We start from the raw sequence: 15,197 nt of genomic DNA, 5'->3' as shown, positions 1-15,197 counted from the left end.
GTGATCGTTTCCAGGAATTGGCCGTCGGACGGGATGGAAGCGATGGTCGCTGTTACCCTGCCGCGGCCATGAACCCCTCGTCCGCCCGAAAGGCAGACGAGGGGCCAGGCTCAGTTTCAGTTCTTGGCCGCGTTCAGCGGATCGAAGTCCCAATACATGCTCTCGTCGACATCACCTTCCGGCGCATCCACCTGACCGGCGGCTGCAAGGAAGCTGAGGTCGTCGGTCACGTCTTCCGGCGTCCCGCCGTCGGTCGGGAACACGCCGCTTTCAGCAGACTCGGAGAAATAAGGGGTGATCTCGGCGACGGCCTGGTCCGGCAGATCCGGCAGAAGATCGTACTGCGTGCGCAGTTCCTCCACGATTGCCGGGTTCTCGTTGATCTCGTTCCAGGTGCGCAGCATCTCTTCGACGAAGATCGCGACGTCTTCCTCACGCTCGTTGAGGAAGTCGGCATTGGCATAGAGCGCTTCGTCGGTCGCGTTCACGCCTTCGAGCGGCAGGCGGGCGAACTTGCCGCCACCCTGCTGTTCCAGAAGGCGGAAGGAGGAAGAATCGACGATCGAGGCATTGATCGTGCCCTGCAGCAATGCGCCAGCGCGCACTTCGGCGCCCGGCACGTACGAAATGCCGGAATAGGTGATGCCGTGCTGCTGTTCCATCAGGCGCATCAGCGCCTCGGTGCCCGAGCCACGCGAATGGACGGTGACTTCCTGGCCATCGAGGTCCTGCCAGTCCTGGTAGACCTCGGTGTTGACGACCGGGAAGAAGAGCAGCGTGCTCATCTGGTAGAACATGCGGATCGGAGCGTTCGAATTCTGGATGAAGGCATAGGGCGCACCGACGCCGATATCCGCCTGGCCGCCGACGACCGCTTGGGTCGCGACGTCTTCGGAATTGAAGAAGGTGAGTTCCATCGGAACGCCGCGCTCTTTCGCGCGCTCCATGGCGATCAGCAGGCCGAGGCTTTCGATGCTGGCGATGTCGCCCATGGCGACGCGGACCGGTTCGCCGGTCTGAGCCTGAGCGGCAGCGGACATGGCGACGACGGATGCCGCGGCCATACAGGCGGCGGCTGCGGAATTGAGCAGAGTGCGTTTGATCATGTGGTTTCCTCCCGTGAAGTGACGATCCCTATCCGGCAGCATCAGGTCCTCCACCTTTGCCAATCCGAACATTGGTTAAATCAAATCATCGAATTGGTTGAGCGTCAAGCGCCATCAATTTCGTCCGTTGATCTGCGATGACCGCTGAAATTCCAGGAAATAGCCGGTGGCAGCGGACATCAAGCAGTGCCGCGTCGATTGACAATCGCAAACCAATCCTGCATCCCTTAACCAATCCAGATTGGTCCAATTGCCGGGAGAGCACTTTGCACGGCCAGTTCAGCGACATCGACGGCAAGCGCGAGGGCGGCGAGGCGAACGATGCCACCCTGGTCCAATTGCGCGCCTGGCTGACGCGACACGACTTTCCGCCCGACACGAAACTGCCGGCCGAGCGGGAGCTTGCCGAGATTCTCGGCGTGTCACGCGGCGATTTGCGCAAGGCGCTCGCAACGCTGGAAGCGGAAGGTCAACTTTGGCGCCATGTCGGCAAAGGCACGTTCACGGGCTCGCGCGCGATCGAGGTGATGAGCCTCGCTGAGATTGATCGTCAGACCAATCCCGCCGAAGTCATGCGCACGCGGCTTCTGATCGAGCCGCTGATTGCGCGCGAGGCTGCGCTCAACGCGACGTCGGTCGACATCGATGCGCTGCGCCGCTGCGTCAACCGCACTCATCAGGCCGCCACCTGGCGGCAATATGAGACCGCCGACAACGAGCTTCACCGCCGCATCGCCGAAGCGAGCGACAACCGGCTGCTGCTGGCGCTGTTCGACGCGCTGAATGCGGTGCGCCGCGCCGTCGTCTGGGGCATGCTGCGTACCAAAACGGATCGCCCGCCGGACAATCACCATTCCTTTGCCGAGCATGACCGGATCATCGAGGCGATCGAAAAGCGCGACATCGAAGGTGCCGGGCGCGAAATGTACCTGCATCTTCGCGCGGTGGAGCAAAATCTCATGGAGCGCGGCCTCCCGCGTTGAGATAGAGGCAGGACGCGGCACACGCCGCTCGCCTGCAGCACCGGCTTTGCGGCTGAAATCTTGCCAGATTGGATCGCTTGATGACGAACGGTGAAGAAACAGCTCGGCGTGTCGCTTTCGTCACGGGCGCGGCACAGGGGCTTGGCGCCGCCATCGCCAAAGCCCTTCACGGTGCCGGCCATCGGGTGATCTTCGCCGATATCGATATCGCCAAGGCCGAGCGCGTCGTCGCCGGATTGAATGGAGATGACGCGTTCGCCGTGCCGATCGACGTGCGCGACAGATCCTCGATCGAAAAGGCTGCTGGCCTCTGCGGCGAGCGCTTCGGCCCGGTCGACATCCTCGTCAACAACGCCGCGCTCACGCGCGCCACCGATTTCTTCGATCTCTCGATCGACGAGTGGGACGACCTGATGGCCGTCAATCTGCGCTCGCAGTTCCTGACGACGCAGGTGATGGCTGCCGGCATGCTGGAGCGTGGGTTCGGCCGCATCATAAACATGACCTCCGTCGCCGGTCAGCGCGGCGGACCCGGCGTCCAGGGCCTGCACTACGCAACGTCGAAGGCCGGCATCATCGGGGCGACGCGCTATCTCGCTCAGCTGTTTGCGGAAGGCGGCGTGACCGTAAACGCCATCGCGCCGGGGCCCATCCAGACCGAGCAGACGGCGCTTGCGCCACCGGACCGGGTTGCCCGCGTCGCGGCACAGGTGCCTCTGAAGCGCTTCGGCGATCCGTCGGAAGTAGGCGCGCTGGCAGTTTATCTTGCCTCGGACGCGGCGGGCTTCGTCACCGGCGCGACGATCGACATCAATGGCGGCATTCTGATGCGTTGACGTCTAAGCGCACCCAGCCACAACCCCAGTCGGAAGACGCGGCAGAACAAACGCGTGATTCGGAAAAATGAGACCCTAGTGCATGTCCCGCTTGGCGCGTGCCTGAGTCTCGATGACGAGCAGGATGAACTCGTTTTCCATCGCGGCGATCTGTTCTGGATCGAGGCCTAGAGCGATCGCCGCCGTCAGATTGGCATAGGCGTCCAGAAGCGTGGTGCGCATCGTTTCTGCCGATACGGGATCGCGGATGGGCCTGCAGATCCGTCGGATCAGCCTTGTGGCGACCCTGATCTCGAGCGCACTGCGCGCATGCTGGCCATCGCGAACAGCAATCCTGGCGCCGATCAGACGCACTTGACGATCGATCATAAGTCTCATGCCAGTGCCGTCTCCCAATAAAACGACCTGCGATGCGATGTCGGTTGTTGTCACCGCGAACCATGGCGACGATACCGCTTCTAGCTTGTGCGACGATGGATTTGCAGCGGGGTGTGGTCAAGGGACAAGGATGCCGTAATCCTGTTGATTACGTATCATTACCTACCGATTTCTAAAGAAAATCGAGATCGGTGGTTGGTGGAGCCAAGCGGGATCGAACCGCTGACCTCCTGCATGCCATGCAGGCGCTCTCCCAGCTGAGCTATGGCCCCATTCGCAAACCGCCGTAGCGGGTCGTGGACGGCTTCTTACGTCCGGTTTCCGACGAGATCAAGATGACCTCGTCGAATTTCTTGAACACATCCGGAAGGATGTGACGAAAGCTGAAAGATCAGCTCTCTTCTTCGTCCTCGTTCACGCCGCCGATGAGGTCGCTCATGTCGTCGTCGTCATCATCGTCGTCGTCCGGCAGGAACGTATCGTCGTCATCGTCGTCGATTTCGACTTCTTCCTCGTCGCCGTCGATTTCCGGAATATCGTCCTTCTCGGCCGCATCGCCGTCAGCATCTTCCAGCGGCACCGTCTCCGCCTCGTTGCCTTCGGTATCCAGTTCCTTGACGTCCTCTTCCTCTTCCGCCTCGACGACTTTCGCCACCGCAGTGTCTTCGAAGTAGGACAGCGGATAGCTCTTGCCGGTGTAGGGCGACACGACCGGATCGCGGTTCAGGTCATAGAATTTACGGCCCGTTTCGGGACAGACGCGTTTCGTTCCAAGTTCGGGCTTAGCCACGGCGAACCTCTCGATGGATTGGGGACTGTCGCCAGTCAGCCGGCCCAAAGACCGGCGCGTCGATTTGCGATGTGCGGTCCCCATAATGATGTTGCCACGCCGTGTCAAAGCCTATCTACCGTGCGTTTCCGCGCCGTCGCCGCCCCTTATTTTGCTGCATGGGCGGATGACGCTCGCGCTGCCCTGTGATATCGCGCGACCGGCAATCGCAGATGAGAGGGTCGATCCACGATGGCACATGGCAGCCAAGGCGCAATCCCGGCAACGGCGCGACGTTCCGATCCGCTTTCGGGCACCGTGCGCATTCCGGGAGACAAGTCGATTTCCCATCGCTCCTTCATGTTCGGAGGTCTGGCAGCGGGTGAGACCAGGATCACCGGTCTTCTCGAAGGCGAAGATGTCATCGCGACCGGCAACGCCATGCGCGCCATGGGCGCATCCCTCCGCAAGGACGGCGATGTCTGGATCATCGAAGGCACCGGCAATGGCTGCCTGCTCGAGCCGAAGGCGCCGCTCGATTTCGGCAATGCGGGCACCGGTTGCCGCCTGACCATGGGCCTTGCCGGCACCTATGATTTCGAAACGACCTTCATCGGCGACGCGTCCTTGTCGGCGCGGCCCATGGGGCGCGTCCTCGATCCACTGAAGCTCATGGGTGTGCAGGTAAAGGCGGCCGAAGGCGGCAAGCTGCCGGTGACGCTGCGCGGCCCGCGCATCGCGGCGCCGATCCACTACACGGTACCCATGGCCTCGGCGCAGGTAAAATCGGCGGTGCTGATCGCCGGCCTGAATGCTCCAGGGGTCACCACCGTGACCGAAAAGGTGATGACGCGCGACCATACCGAAAAGATGCTGGCCGGCTTCGGTGCGTCGCTCGACATTCAAACGGATGCGAACGGAATACGCCACATCCGTATCGAGGGTCAGCCGAAACTGAAGGGCTGCGTCATCGACGTGCCGGGCGATCCGTCCTCGACGGCGTTCCCGCTTGTCGCGGCGCTTCTGGTGCCGGGCTCCGACGTCACCATCATGAACGTGCTCATGAACCCGACCCGCACCGGGCTGATCACCACGCTGATCGAGATGGGCGGTAGGATCGACATCCTCAATCCGCGTTCCGCCGGCGGCGAAGACGTCGCCGACCTGCGCGTGCGCCATTCCGAGCTAAAAGGTGTCGTCGTGCCGCCCGACCGCGCCGCCTCGATGATCGACGAATATCCGGTGCTTGCCGTCGCGGCGTCCTTTGCCGAGGGCGAAACGGTGATGGATGGCATCGAGGAATTGCGCGTCAAGGAAAGCGACCGTCTGGCAGCCGTTGCCGCCGGCCTGCGCCTCAACGGCGTCGATTGCACCGAAGGCGAGGCGATCCTGACCGTGCGCGGGACGCCGTCCGGCAAGGGCATCGGTTCGACGCGCGGCAACGCGGTCGCGACGCATCTGGATCACCGCATCGCGATGAGTTTTCTCGTCATGGGACTTGCCAGCGAACACCCGGTCACCGTCGATGATGCGCGCATGATCGCGACGAGCTTTCCGGAGTTCATGGATCTGATGGCTGGCCTCGGCGCCACGATCGAGCGTGGCGTGGAGGAGCCGGCCTGATGGGATTCACGATCGCCATCGACGGCCCGGCCGCTTCCGGCAAGGGAACACTCGCCCGCAGGATCGCCGAGCGCTACGGTTTCCACCATCTCGATACCGGCCTGACCTACCGCGCGACCGCCAAGGCGCTTCTCGACGCCGACCTGCCACTCGATGACGAGCCACTCGCCGCCGAACGCGCCGGCCTCATCGATCTGGCCGCCCTGGATCGCTCGGTGCTCGCCGCGCACGATATCGGTGAGGCCGCGTCGAAGGTCGCCGTCATGCCGGCGGTGCGCCGTGCGCTGGTGGAGGCGCAGCGCCGCTTTGCCGGCCGCGAGCCCGGCGTCGTGCTCGACGGGCGCGACATCGGCACGGTGGTCTGCCCCGATGCCGATCTGAAGCTCTACGTCACGGCCTCGCCCGGCGTGCGCGCAGGGCGCCGCTTCGAGGAGATCGGCAAGGCCGGCGGCAGCCTTTCTTATGATGACGTTCTGGACGACATTCGCCGCCGCGATGCCCGCGACATGGGCCGCGTGGATTCGCCGCTGCGCCCCGCCGACGACGCGCACTTGCTCGATACGTCGGAAATGAGTATAGAGGCCGCGTTTCGCGCTGCCCAAATCCTCATTGATGGGGCGTTGGCGCGCAAGGAACCAAGTTAAGCCATTCCGCGAGAGACCACTGCGCCGGATCATTGGCCACCGCCTTCGGGCGACAAGGCCAGGTCACTCCTGGAATGATCGCAACACAAGATACCGGCGCGTGCCAGGCCAGCATGAAGATTGCGGCCCGGTCACCAGGAGCACTCAATGTCAGTAGCAAACCCCACGCGGGAGGACTTCGCAGCCCTCCTCGAAGAATCCTTTGGCGGTAATGATCTCGCGGAAGGCTACGTTGCCAAGGGCATCGTAACCGCGATTGAGAAGGACATGGCCATCATCGACGTCGGCCTGAAGGTCGAAGGCCGCGTCCCGCTGAAGGAATTCGGCGCCAAGGGCCGCGACGGCCAGATGAAGGTCGGCGACGAAGTCGAAGTTTATGTCGAGCGCATCGAAAACGCGCTTGGCGAAGCAGTTCTGTCGCGCGAGAAGGCTCGCCGCGAAGAGAGCTGGGTCAAGCTCGAAGTCAAGTTCGAGGCCGGCGAGCGCGTTGAAGGCGTCATCTTCAACCAGGTCAAGGGCGGCTTCACGGTCGATCTCGACGGCGCTGTCGCCTTCCTGCCGCGTAGCCAAGTCGACATCCGTCCGATCCGCGACGTCACGCCGCTGATGCACAACCCGCAGCCCTTTGAAATCCTCAAGATGGACAAGCGCCGCGGCAACATCGTCGTTTCGCGCCGCACGGTTCTCGAAGAGTCGCGTGCCGAGCAGCGTTCGGAAATCGTCCAGAACCTCGAAGAGGGTCAAGTCGTTGAAGGCGTCGTCAAGAACATCACCGATTACGGTGCGTTCGTCGATCTCGGCGGCATCGATGGCCTGCTGCACGTCACCGACATGGCATGGCGCCGTGTGAACCACCCGACGGAAATCCTGTCGATCGGCCAGACCGTCAAGGTCCAGATCATCCGCATCAACCAGGAAACGCACCGCATCTCGCTCGGCATGAAGCAGCTCGAGGCGGATCCGTGGGATGGCATCGGCACCAAGTACCCGACCGGCAAGCGCATCACGGGCACTGTCACGAACATCACCGACTACGGTGCGTTCGTTGAGCTGGAGCCGGGCATCGAAGGTCTCATCCACGTCTCGGAAATGTCCTGGACGAAGAAGAACGTTCATCCCGGCAAGATCCTGTCGACGACTCAGGAAGTCGACGTGGTCGTTCTCGAAGTCGACCCGCAGAAGCGCCGCATCTCGCTAGGCCTCAAGCAGACGCTCGAAAATCCGTGGGATGTCTTCGCTCAGAAGCACCCTGTCGGTTCGGTCGTCGAAGGCGAAGTCAAGAACAAGACCGAATTCGGCCTGTTCATTGGCCTCGACGGCGATGTCGACGGCATGGTTCACCTCTCCGACCTCGACTGGTCCCGTCCGGGCGAGCAGGTCATTGAGGAGTTCAACAAGGGCGACATGGTTCAGGCCCAGGTTCTCGACGTCGACGTCGAGAAGGAACGCATCTCGCTCGGCATCAAGCAGCTCGGAAAGGATGCCGTCGGCGATGCCGCAGCTTCCGGCGACCTGCGCAAGAACGCTGTCGTAACCGCGGAAGTCACCGCAGTGACCGATGGTGGCCTCGAAGTCCGTCTCGTCGACCACGAAAACCTGGAATCGTTCATCCGTCGCAACGATCTCGCTCGCGATCGTGACGATCAGCGTCCGGAGCGTTTCTCGGTTGGCCAGAAGCTCGACGCACGCGTCGTCAACTTCTCTAAGCGCGATCGCAAGATCACGCTGTCGATCAAGGCTCTCGAGATCGCAGAAGAGAAGGAAGCCGTCGCGCAGTTCGGTTCGTCCGACTCGGGCGCTTCGCTCGGCGACATTCTCGGCGCCGCGCTCAAGAAGCAGGGCGACGACAAGTAAGCCTCGGCCATTCGGCCACTTCAAAGACAAAGGCCCGCGAAGAGCGATCTTCGCGGGCCTTTTTCGTTTCAGGTCGGTGGTGCCAAAAATTCAATTCAGCGGAATGACGTTGTCGGCCTTGCCGTCCTGGTAGCGCGCGGAAAGAGCGGCATAGCGCTCGGTGATCCGGGCAGCCTGCGCTTCCAGTGCGGCGCGCTCAGCCTCGGGCGCTGCGGCGATCAGAGCGGCGATCGGTGCCGATTTCCAGAACGCATTGTCGCGCGCGTAGCCGCCCGGCTCCAGCCGGAAGACTTCCTTCAAGATCTTCAGATCGTGCGGGATGGAGAAACTGTCGCGCGAATCCTCGTGGCTGAAGAAATAGGTGAAATTGTCGAAGCCTGCCCAGGTGATCGCCGACAAACACATCGAGCAGGGCTCGTGCGTCGAGAGGAATATCAGGTCGCCCGTCGGCGGTTTTTCTGCCATCTCGTAGAAGCGCTTTAGCGTGTGGACTTCACCGTGCCACAGCGGATTTTCCGTCTCGTTGTTGGTTTCGGCGATGACGAGCGATAGATCCGACTTGCGCAGGATCGCCGCGCCGAAGACCTTGTTGCCTTCGGCGACGCCGCGCTCGGTCAAAGGCAGGATGTCGGTCTCGATCACATCCAGGAGCCGCCTGGCAAGGCGATCCTCGTTCATGGTCGGCTCCTGTCGTTCAGGTCAGCTATGGGCGAAGATGTCTGTTTCTTCCCAGCCGATGAGATCGAGCTTCGCCCGTGTCGGCAAGAATTCGAAGCACGCCTCGGCAAGCGTCTGGCGTCCGTCCCGCTCGAGCCGTGCGGCGAGCTTGTCCCTGAGGCCGTGCAGATGGAGCACGTCGGAGGCGGCATATTCGAGCTGAGCGTCCGTCAGCGTCTCGGCACCCCAATCGGACGATTGCTGCTGCTTGGAGATGTCGACCTCCATCAGCTCCTTCAGATTGTCCTTCAGGCCGTGTCGGTCTGTGTAGGTGCGCGTCAGCCGCGAGGCGATCTTGGTGCAGAACACCGGCGCGCAGGTGACGCCGAAAGCGTTGAAGAGCACGGCGATATCGAAGCGCCCGAAATGGAAGATCTTGGGCAGCGCGGGGTTGGCGAGAAGTGCCACGAGGTTCGGCGCTTCCCTCTGGCCGGCTGCGATCTGGATCACGTCGGCCGAGCCGTCGCCCGGCGAAAGCTGCACGACGCAGAGCCGGTCGCGGCGCGGCACGAGGCCGAGCGTTTCCGTGTCGATCGCGATCGCGCCGGTATAGCGTGCCGCATCCTCGATCGAGATGTCGCCGCGATGCAGCCTGATATTCCCAGCCATATGATCCTCTTGCCCTGTCGCCTGCCGTGTTCGTCAGCGTTCAGCCTATAGCGACGCCGGCTCCAAGTGGCAAACGGGGAACTTAAAGCGGCGAGGATGCCTCGGCATTGTGGCGGATCAGGAAGTCGACGAGTTCGCGCGCAAAGACAGGCAGATCGTTGCGGTCCCTGAGGCAGATCTTCAATTCACGCGTCGCCCACCCGTCGGAAAGGGAAACCAGCGCGATGTCGTGGCTCTTCGAAAGCCTTCGCGCCACGGTTTCGGGAATGAGGCCGACACCGACGCCTGCCTCGATCATGCGGCACATGGCCTCGAAGCCCGAAACGCGGATCCGGATGGCAAGGCTGGTGCCCATGTCGGAGGCAATCTGTTCGGCAAAGCCGTGGATGGCGCTGCCGGCATGGAGCAGCACGAAGTTTTCGGCGATCGCCTGTGCAAACGCGATCTCCCCGAGGCCGGCAAGACCGTGGCCGAGCGGTGTCGCGAGCACGAGCCGATCACGCTGGTACGGGATCATTTCCAACCCTTCGGCCGGAACGGTACCCGCAAGAATGCCGATATCGACGACGCCATCGGCGACGGCGCGTGCGATTTCCGGGCTCAGCCGCTCCTCGAGGTCCACATCCACCATCGGATGGTGGACGAGATAGGCGCCGAGCGCTGCCGGCAGGATCTCGGTAATAGCCGTCGTGTTGGCAAAAATGCGGACCCGACCCTTGAGACCCGTGGAATAGGCCTGCAGGTCGCCATGCAGCCGCTCCGTCTGGCGCTGGATCATGCGCGCATGGTCGAGCAGCGTTTCCCCGGCCCGCGTCAGCTCGACCCCCTGGCTCATCCGCCGCAACAGCGGCGTGCCGAGCGTTTCTTCGAGGTTCTTGATGCGCAGGCTGGCTGCGCCGAGCGACAAATGGCTCCGCTCGGCACCGCGCGTCAGATTGCCGGCTTCCGCCACGTGGATGAAGAGCCTGAGATCGGTCAAATCGTATCGCGGTAGGGACATGGGGCTCCGGATTTCGCGCCGCGTGACAACCGCCCTTTCGATGCAGGCAAAGCCGGGCTTTGGCAATGGCGAATTGCCTTACTGCGCACCGGCTTGCTAGCTGTCGTTGGCACGGAGGACGGTTACAATGACAGCGCACGACACCATGGCAGCAGACGGCGCCGGCGAAAGCGCGACGCTCGCCGCTTTCGCCTCGGAGCTCGATCTCGATGCCGTGCCTGCCGATATCGTCGCCCGGACGGAAGATCTTTTCGTCGATTGGGTTGGTTCGGCACTTGCAGGAAAAGGTGTTGCGCCGGTCGAGGCGATCGCCGCATTTGCTAAGGTGATGGGCCCGGCCGATGGTCCGTGCGAGACGCTGATCGACCGCGGCCGCACGTCGCCGCTCTTCGCCGCGATGGTCAATGCCGCCTCGTCCCATGTCGCCGAGCAGGACGATGTCCACAATGCCTCGGTCTTCCATCCGGCGGCTGTCGTGTTCCCGGCAGCATTGGCTGTCGCGCAGGCAACCGGCGCATCGGGCAAAGAGTTTCTGGCGGCATCGATAGCCGGCTATGAAGTCGGGATCCGGGTTGGCGAGTTCCTCGGCCGGTCGCACTATAAGATCTTCCATACGACGGGCACCGCCGGGGCCTTTGCCGCCGCTGCTGCCGCCGGCCGCCTGCTCGGCCTGACGCCGGCTCAAATGAACCACGCATTTGGGTCCGCCGGAACGCAGGCCGCCGGGCTCTGGGAGTTCCTGCGCGACGGCGCCGATTCCAAGCCCCTGCACACGGCGAAAGCCGCCGCGAACGGGCTGACTGCAGCCTATCTCGCGCGCGATGGCTTCACCGGTGCATCCCGCATCTTGGAAGGCCCGCAAGGGCTTGCCGCCGGCATGTCGAGCGACGCCGATCCGAGCCGCCTCGTCGACCGGTTGGGATCGCGATTTGCGGTGGCCGAAACCTCCTTCAAATTCCACGCGTCCTGCCGCCATACCCACCCTGCGGCCGATGCGCTTCTGAAAGCGATGACCGAACAGAAGCTCGCCATGGCCGATATCGCGTCCGTCACGGCCTTCGTGCACCAGGGCGCGATCGATGTGCTCGGTCCGGTCGTGACGCCGAAGAGCGTTCACCAGGCAAAGTTCTCCATGGGAACGACGCTCGGTCTCATCGCTGCCCACGGCCGCGCCGGCATGACGGAGTTCGACGAGGCATTCGATCGTGCCGATGTCGCGGATTTCCGCGCGCGCGTCACGATGGTGCTCGATCCGGAGGTGGACGGTGCCTATCCGGCGCGCTGGATTGGCAAGGTACGGGTTTCAACGAGGGACGGGCGAACCGTCGATGCGCGCGTGGATGAGCCCAAGGGTGATACCGGCAACACGCTGAGCCGCGGTGAGATCGAGGCGAAGGTGATCGGGCTTGCCCGGTTCTCGAATGCCACCGACCCGGCTGAAATAACGAAGCTTCTGCCGCGCCTCTGGGCTATCGGCGAACTGAACATAATGGGGCCGCTGATCGCGGCTGGCTGAGGGAGACGCATCTCATGACGATCAAGGACCTGCCTGAAAGCGAAGAGATCACCCAGATCCGGGAGAGCGTGCGCCGGCTCTGCGCGACGTTCTCGCCGGAATACTGGCGCAAGCTCGACCGCGAGAATGCCTATCCGACCGACTTCGTGAAGGCGCTCTCCGATGCCGGGTATCTGTCGGTGCTGATCCCGGAAGATTACGGTGGCTCCGGCCTGCCGCTCTCCGCCGCCGCGGCGATCCTGGAGGAAGTGCAACGCGCCGGTGCCAACGGTGCTGCCTGCCACGCGCAGATGTACATCATGGGTGCGCTGCTTAGGCACGGCAACGAGGCCCAGAAGGAGAAATACCTGCCGGGCATCGCGTCCGGCGAGCTGCGCCTCCAGGCTTTCGGCGTGACGGAGCCGACCAGCGGCACCGATACGAGCTCGATCAAGACGTTCGCCCGGCGCGATGGAGACCGCTACGTCATCAACGGCCAGAAGGTCTGGACCTCGCGTGCCGAGCATTCAGACCTGATGCTGCTTCTCGCCCGCACGACGCCGAAGGAAGACGTGACGAAGCGCACCGATGGCCTGTCGGTCTTCATCGTCGACATGCGCGAGGCGCTGAAAGCCGGCATGACGATCAAGCCGATCCGCACCATGATGAACCACTCCACCACGGAAGTGTTCTTCGACGATGTCGTGGTGCCGGCCGAAAGCCTCGTCGGCGAGGAAGGCAAGGGCTTCCGCTACATCCTCTCGGGCATGAACGCCGAGCGCATCCTGATCGCCGCCGAATGCATCGGCGACGCGAAATGGTTCATCGACAAGGCCTCGAGCTACGCCAACGAACGCATGGTGTTCGGTCGCCCGATCGGTCAGAACCAGGGCATCCAGTTCCCGATCGCTCGCGCCTATGCCCAGATGCGCGCGGCCGAACTGATGGTGCATGAAGCAGCGCGCCGGTTCGAGGCTGGCGAGGATTGCGGCGAGCAGGCCAACATCGCGAAGATGCTTGCTGCCGAAGCATCCTGGGCTGCGGCCGAAGCGTGCGTCCAGACCTTTGGCGGCTTTGCCTTCGCCGAGGAATACGACGTCGAGCGCAAGTTCCGCGAAACGCGCCTCTACCAAGTGGCGCCGATCTCCACCAACCTCATCCTCAGCTATGTGTCGGAGCATGTTCTCGGCATGCCGCGCTCCTATTGACGGCGGGAGGAGGTTTCATGTTGCCGCTGGATGGATTGCTGGTCGTTTCGATCGAACAGGCCGTCGCCGCGCCCACCTGCACGCAGCGCCTTGCGGATGCGGGCGCGCGGGTGATCAAGGTCGAACGGGCCGAAGGCGAAACCGCGCGCCACTACGACAAGGCGGTGCATGGCACGAGTGCCTATTTCGCCTGGCTCAACCGCGGCAAGGAAAGCACGGTTCTCGATATCAAGGACCCGGCCGATCTCGCGCTTCTGAAACGCATGATCGCGAAGGCCGACGTCTTCGTGCAGAACCTGGCGCCCGGCGCGACCGAGCGCCTCGGCCTCGGTGCGAAGGACCTCGTCGCGCGCCATCCCCGCCTGATCGCGCTCGACATCGTCGGCTATCCGCAGGACAGCGACTATGCCGCCATGCGCGCCTACGACATGCTGATCCAGGCCGAAGCCGGCATCTGCGCCGTCACCGGAACGGCGGATACGCCGGTCAAGGTCGGCGTGTCTTTGGCCGATGTGCAGACCGGCATGAACGCCCATGCGGCGATCCTCGAGGCGCTGATCGAGCGCTCCCAGACCGGCAAGGGGCAGGCGATCGAGATCGATATGTTCGCCGCCATGGCCGATATGATGAGCGTGCCGCTTTTCCACCATGTCTATGCCAACCGGGCGACGCCCCGCACCGGCCTCAGCCACGCGGCGATCTTCCCCTATAACAGCGTCGCATGCTCGGACGGCGAGATCGTCATCGTCGTGCAGAATCCCGGCGAGTGGAAGCGACTGTGCACCGCCCTGCTCAAGCGGCCGGACCTCGTCGACGATCCGAGATACCGCGACAATCCCACCCGCGTCGAACATCGCCGCGAACTCGGCGCCATCCTCGACGAGGTGTTCGGGGCGATGACGCGCAGCGAGGCGATCGCGCTCCTCGAAGCGAACGCGCTTGCCTGGTCGAAAGTGTCGACCGTCGCCGATCTCGCCGCGCATCCCGCCCTGCGCCGTGTCGCTGGCGTGGTGCCGGGTGGCGCGTTCGAGCCGGTCGCGTCGCCTGTCCGGCGGCGGGTGAAAGGCGGGCCCGTGCCCGAACTTGGCCGCGATACCGAGAATGTCCGGGCCGAGTTTGCCGAAGGGGACGATCGATGACCGAAACCGTCGATATGGATCATTTGCGCGGCTGGATCGGGCGCGAGGAAGCGCAGGTCGAAACCGTGACGAAGGCGTTGATCGAGCGCTTCGAGGCGACGATCGGCCGTGCTCTGCACCGTGAGGCTGATGCCGCGCCGCTCGCCATCCACTGGTGCCTGGCGCCGCCCGCCGTTGCGCCCGAGGGCCTGGGGCCGGACGGGCATCCGGCGCGCGGTGGTTTCCTGCCGCCCGTTCCCTTGCCGCGCCGCATGTGGGCAGGCGGGGCGATGACGTTCCTGCGGCCGCTGAAGCCCGGCGATGTGGTAACGCGCCGGTCGCGCATCGCGGATATCGTTCATAAGACGGGTCGCAGCGGCGAACTTGTCTTCGTGACGGTCGCCCACGACATCATTGCCGATGGCGAGGTCGCGGTGTCGGAGCGCCAGGATATCGTCTACCGCCCGATGGATGCCGCAAAGCCGACCCCCGTGCCGGATCAGCCGCGCGTCGGCGCCCACAGCATTTCCGTCGATGCGACGACGACATTGCTGTTTCGCTATTCGGCGCTGACCTTCAACGGCCACCGCATCCATTACGATGTGGATTACGCCCGCAGCGAGGAAGGCTATCCCGGCCTCGTCGTCCACGGCCCTCTGCAGGCGACATTGATGCTGCATCTCGCCGCGCGACTGTCTGATGGTCGCCCCGTTGCCACGTTCAGCTATCGCGGCGTGTCGCCCCTTTTCCACGGCCCGCCGTTCACGGTAAACGCCGACGACACCGATGACGGCTTCGATCTCTGGTGCGCCGACCGCCAGGGGCGCACCACGATGCAGGCGCAGGCGACTTTCTGA

Annotated in this window: 15 protein-coding genes and 1 tRNA gene; 9 read left to right on the top strand and 7 right to left on the bottom strand. The window is 63.5% G+C overall.

The features are described from left to right. Window positions 1-116: 116 nt before the first annotated feature. Window positions 117-1,106: an ABC transporter substrate-binding protein gene (locus GC125_RS01630; RefSeq protein WP_151983511.1), complete on the bottom strand. Its 990-nt coding sequence runs from the start codon at window positions 1,104-1,106 to the stop codon at window positions 117-119. Between the two features lie 266 nt (window positions 1,107-1,372). On the opposite strand from GC125_RS01630, the gene GC125_RS01625 reads away from it, so the two are divergent. Continuing rightward, the gene (locus tag GC125_RS01625) at window positions 1,373-2,089 is read left to right on the top strand and encodes a FadR/GntR family transcriptional regulator (protein ID WP_286165324.1); all 717 of its coding nucleotides are present in this window, start codon (window positions 1,373-1,375) and stop codon (window positions 2,087-2,089) included. Window positions 2,090-2,169: 80 nt separating this feature from the next. Next, window positions 2,170-2,925: an SDR family NAD(P)-dependent oxidoreductase gene (locus GC125_RS01620; RefSeq protein WP_151983509.1), complete on the top strand. Its 756-nt coding sequence runs from the start codon at window positions 2,170-2,172 to the stop codon at window positions 2,923-2,925. A 75-nt stretch (window positions 2,926-3,000) separates the two neighbouring features. On the opposite strand, the gene GC125_RS01615 is transcribed toward GC125_RS01620, so the two are convergent. From GC125_RS01615 to GC125_RS01605, 3 genes are all read right to left on the bottom strand, one after another. Beyond that, window positions 3,001-3,303 carry a hypothetical protein gene (locus GC125_RS01615; protein ID WP_151983507.1) on the bottom strand — a complete coding sequence of 101 codons (303 nt, stop codon included), beginning with the start codon at window positions 3,301-3,303 and terminating at the stop codon, window positions 3,001-3,003. A gap of 196 nt (window positions 3,304-3,499) precedes the next feature. Beyond that, window positions 3,500-3,575: transfer RNA gene (locus GC125_RS01610), tRNA-Ala, on the bottom strand. A 119-nt stretch (window positions 3,576-3,694) separates the two neighbouring features. Then, on the bottom strand, window positions 3,695-4,093 hold the full coding sequence (locus GC125_RS01605; protein WP_151983505.1) for a TIGR02300 family protein: 399 nt from the start codon (window positions 4,091-4,093) through the stop codon (window positions 3,695-3,697). Between the two features lie 231 nt (window positions 4,094-4,324). On the opposite strand from GC125_RS01605, the gene aroA reads away from it, so the two are divergent. The 3 genes from aroA (at window position 4,325) to rpsA (ending at window position 8,193) form a co-directional block, all read left to right on the top strand. After that, window positions 4,325-5,695 carry a 3-phosphoshikimate 1-carboxyvinyltransferase gene (gene aroA / locus GC125_RS01600; RefSeq protein ID WP_151983503.1) on the top strand — a complete coding sequence of 457 codons (1,371 nt, stop codon included), beginning with the start codon at window positions 4,325-4,327 and terminating at the stop codon, window positions 5,693-5,695. Continuing rightward, window positions 5,695-6,339: a (d)CMP kinase gene (gene cmk / locus GC125_RS01595; protein WP_151983501.1), complete on the top strand. Its 645-nt coding sequence runs from the start codon at window positions 5,695-5,697 to the stop codon at window positions 6,337-6,339. The genes aroA and cmk overlap by 1 nt, the downstream gene beginning before the upstream one ends. Window positions 6,340-6,486: 147 nt before the next feature. Then, complete coding sequence (gene rpsA / locus GC125_RS01590) at window positions 6,487-8,193, top strand: 30S ribosomal protein S1 (protein WP_151983499.1); 1,707 nt, start codon at window positions 6,487-6,489, stop codon at window positions 8,191-8,193. A 90-nt stretch (window positions 8,194-8,283) separates the two neighbouring features. Here the strand turns inward: rpsA and GC125_RS01585 are convergent, their stop codons facing one another. The 3 genes from GC125_RS01585 to GC125_RS01575 all read right to left on the bottom strand — a co-directional run bounded on the left by GC125_RS01585 (window position 8,284) and on the right by GC125_RS01575 (window position 10,519). Then, the gene (locus GC125_RS01585; RefSeq protein ID WP_151983497.1) at window positions 8,284-8,871 is read right to left on the bottom strand and encodes a deaminase; all 588 of its coding nucleotides are present in this window, start codon (window positions 8,869-8,871) and stop codon (window positions 8,284-8,286) included. A gap of 21 nt (window positions 8,872-8,892) precedes the next feature. Then, window positions 8,893-9,519: a ribonuclease D gene (locus GC125_RS01580; RefSeq protein WP_151983495.1), complete on the bottom strand. Its 627-nt coding sequence runs from the start codon at window positions 9,517-9,519 to the stop codon at window positions 8,893-8,895. 82 nt (window positions 9,520-9,601) lie between these two features. Continuing rightward, window positions 9,602-10,519: a LysR family transcriptional regulator gene (locus tag GC125_RS01575; RefSeq protein WP_151983493.1), complete on the bottom strand. Its 918-nt coding sequence runs from the start codon at window positions 10,517-10,519 to the stop codon at window positions 9,602-9,604. Window positions 10,520-10,646: 127 nt separating this feature from the next. On the opposite strand from GC125_RS01575, the gene GC125_RS01570 reads away from it, so the two are divergent. From GC125_RS01570 to GC125_RS01555, 4 genes are read left to right on the top strand one after another with little or no spacing between them, the layout of a single operon-like run. After that, a complete protein-coding gene (locus GC125_RS01570) occupies window positions 10,647-12,035 on the top strand; it encodes an MmgE/PrpD family protein (RefSeq protein ID WP_286165323.1) in 1,389 nt (462 codons plus the stop codon). Between the two features lie 14 nt (window positions 12,036-12,049). Continuing rightward, window positions 12,050-13,222, top strand: coding sequence for an acyl-CoA dehydrogenase family protein (locus GC125_RS01565; protein ID WP_151983491.1), 1,173 nt, complete (start codon window positions 12,050-12,052; stop codon window positions 13,220-13,222). Between the two features lie 17 nt (window positions 13,223-13,239). After that, window positions 13,240-14,361 carry a CaiB/BaiF CoA transferase family protein gene (locus GC125_RS01560; RefSeq protein ID WP_151983489.1) on the top strand — a complete coding sequence of 374 codons (1,122 nt, stop codon included), beginning with the start codon at window positions 13,240-13,242 and terminating at the stop codon, window positions 14,359-14,361. Further along, window positions 14,358-15,197: an HTD2 family dehydratase gene (locus tag GC125_RS01555; RefSeq protein ID WP_151983487.1), complete on the top strand. Its 840-nt coding sequence runs from the start codon at window positions 14,358-14,360 to the stop codon at window positions 15,195-15,197. The genes GC125_RS01560 and GC125_RS01555 overlap by 4 nt, the downstream gene beginning before the upstream one ends.

The sequence above is a fragment of the Rhizobium sp. EC-SD404 genome, assembly GCF_902498825.1.
In the GTDB taxonomy this organism is placed as follows: Bacteria; Pseudomonadota; Alphaproteobacteria; order Rhizobiales; family Rhizobiaceae; genus Georhizobium.
This window is presented reverse-complemented; position numbering and strand designations above follow the sequence as displayed.

Bases quoted from the DNA above. Each gene is read 5' to 3' on its own strand.
- rpsA (WP_151983499.1), top strand. From the start codon at position 6,487: ATGTCAGTAGCAAACCCCACGCGGGAGGACTTCGCAGCCCTCCTCGAA.
- GC125_RS01560 (WP_151983489.1), top strand. From the start codon at position 13,240: ATGTTGCCGCTGGATGGATTGCTGGTCGTTTCGATCGAACAGGCCGTC.
- GC125_RS01620 (WP_151983509.1), top strand. From the start codon at position 2,170: ATGACGAACGGTGAAGAAACAGCTCGGCGTGTCGCTTTCGTCACGGGC.
- aroA (WP_151983503.1), top strand. From the start codon at position 4,325: ATGGCACATGGCAGCCAAGGCGCAATCCCGGCAACGGCGCGACGTTCC.
- GC125_RS01615 (WP_151983507.1), bottom strand. From the start codon at position 3,303: ATGAGACTTATGATCGATCGTCAAGTGCGTCTGATCGGCGCCAGGATT.
- GC125_RS01585 (WP_151983497.1), bottom strand. From the start codon at position 8,871: ATGAACGAGGATCGCCTTGCCAGGCGGCTCCTGGATGTGATCGAGACC.
- GC125_RS01565 (WP_151983491.1), top strand. From the start codon at position 12,050: ATGACGATCAAGGACCTGCCTGAAAGCGAAGAGATCACCCAGATCCGG.
- GC125_RS01630 (WP_151983511.1), bottom strand. From the start codon at position 1,106: ATGATCAAACGCACTCTGCTCAATTCCGCAGCCGCCGCCTGTATGGCC.
- cmk (WP_151983501.1), top strand. From the start codon at position 5,695: ATGGGATTCACGATCGCCATCGACGGCCCGGCCGCTTCCGGCAAGGGA.
- GC125_RS01575 (WP_151983493.1), bottom strand. From the start codon at position 10,519: ATGTCCCTACCGCGATACGATTTGACCGATCTCAGGCTCTTCATCCAC.
- GC125_RS01580 (WP_151983495.1), bottom strand. From the start codon at position 9,519: ATGGCTGGGAATATCAGGCTGCATCGCGGCGACATCTCGATCGAGGAT.
- GC125_RS01570 (WP_286165323.1), top strand. From the start codon at position 10,647: ATGACAGCGCACGACACCATGGCAGCAGACGGCGCCGGCGAAAGCGCG.
- GC125_RS01555 (WP_151983487.1), top strand. From the start codon at position 14,358: ATGACCGAAACCGTCGATATGGATCATTTGCGCGGCTGGATCGGGCGC.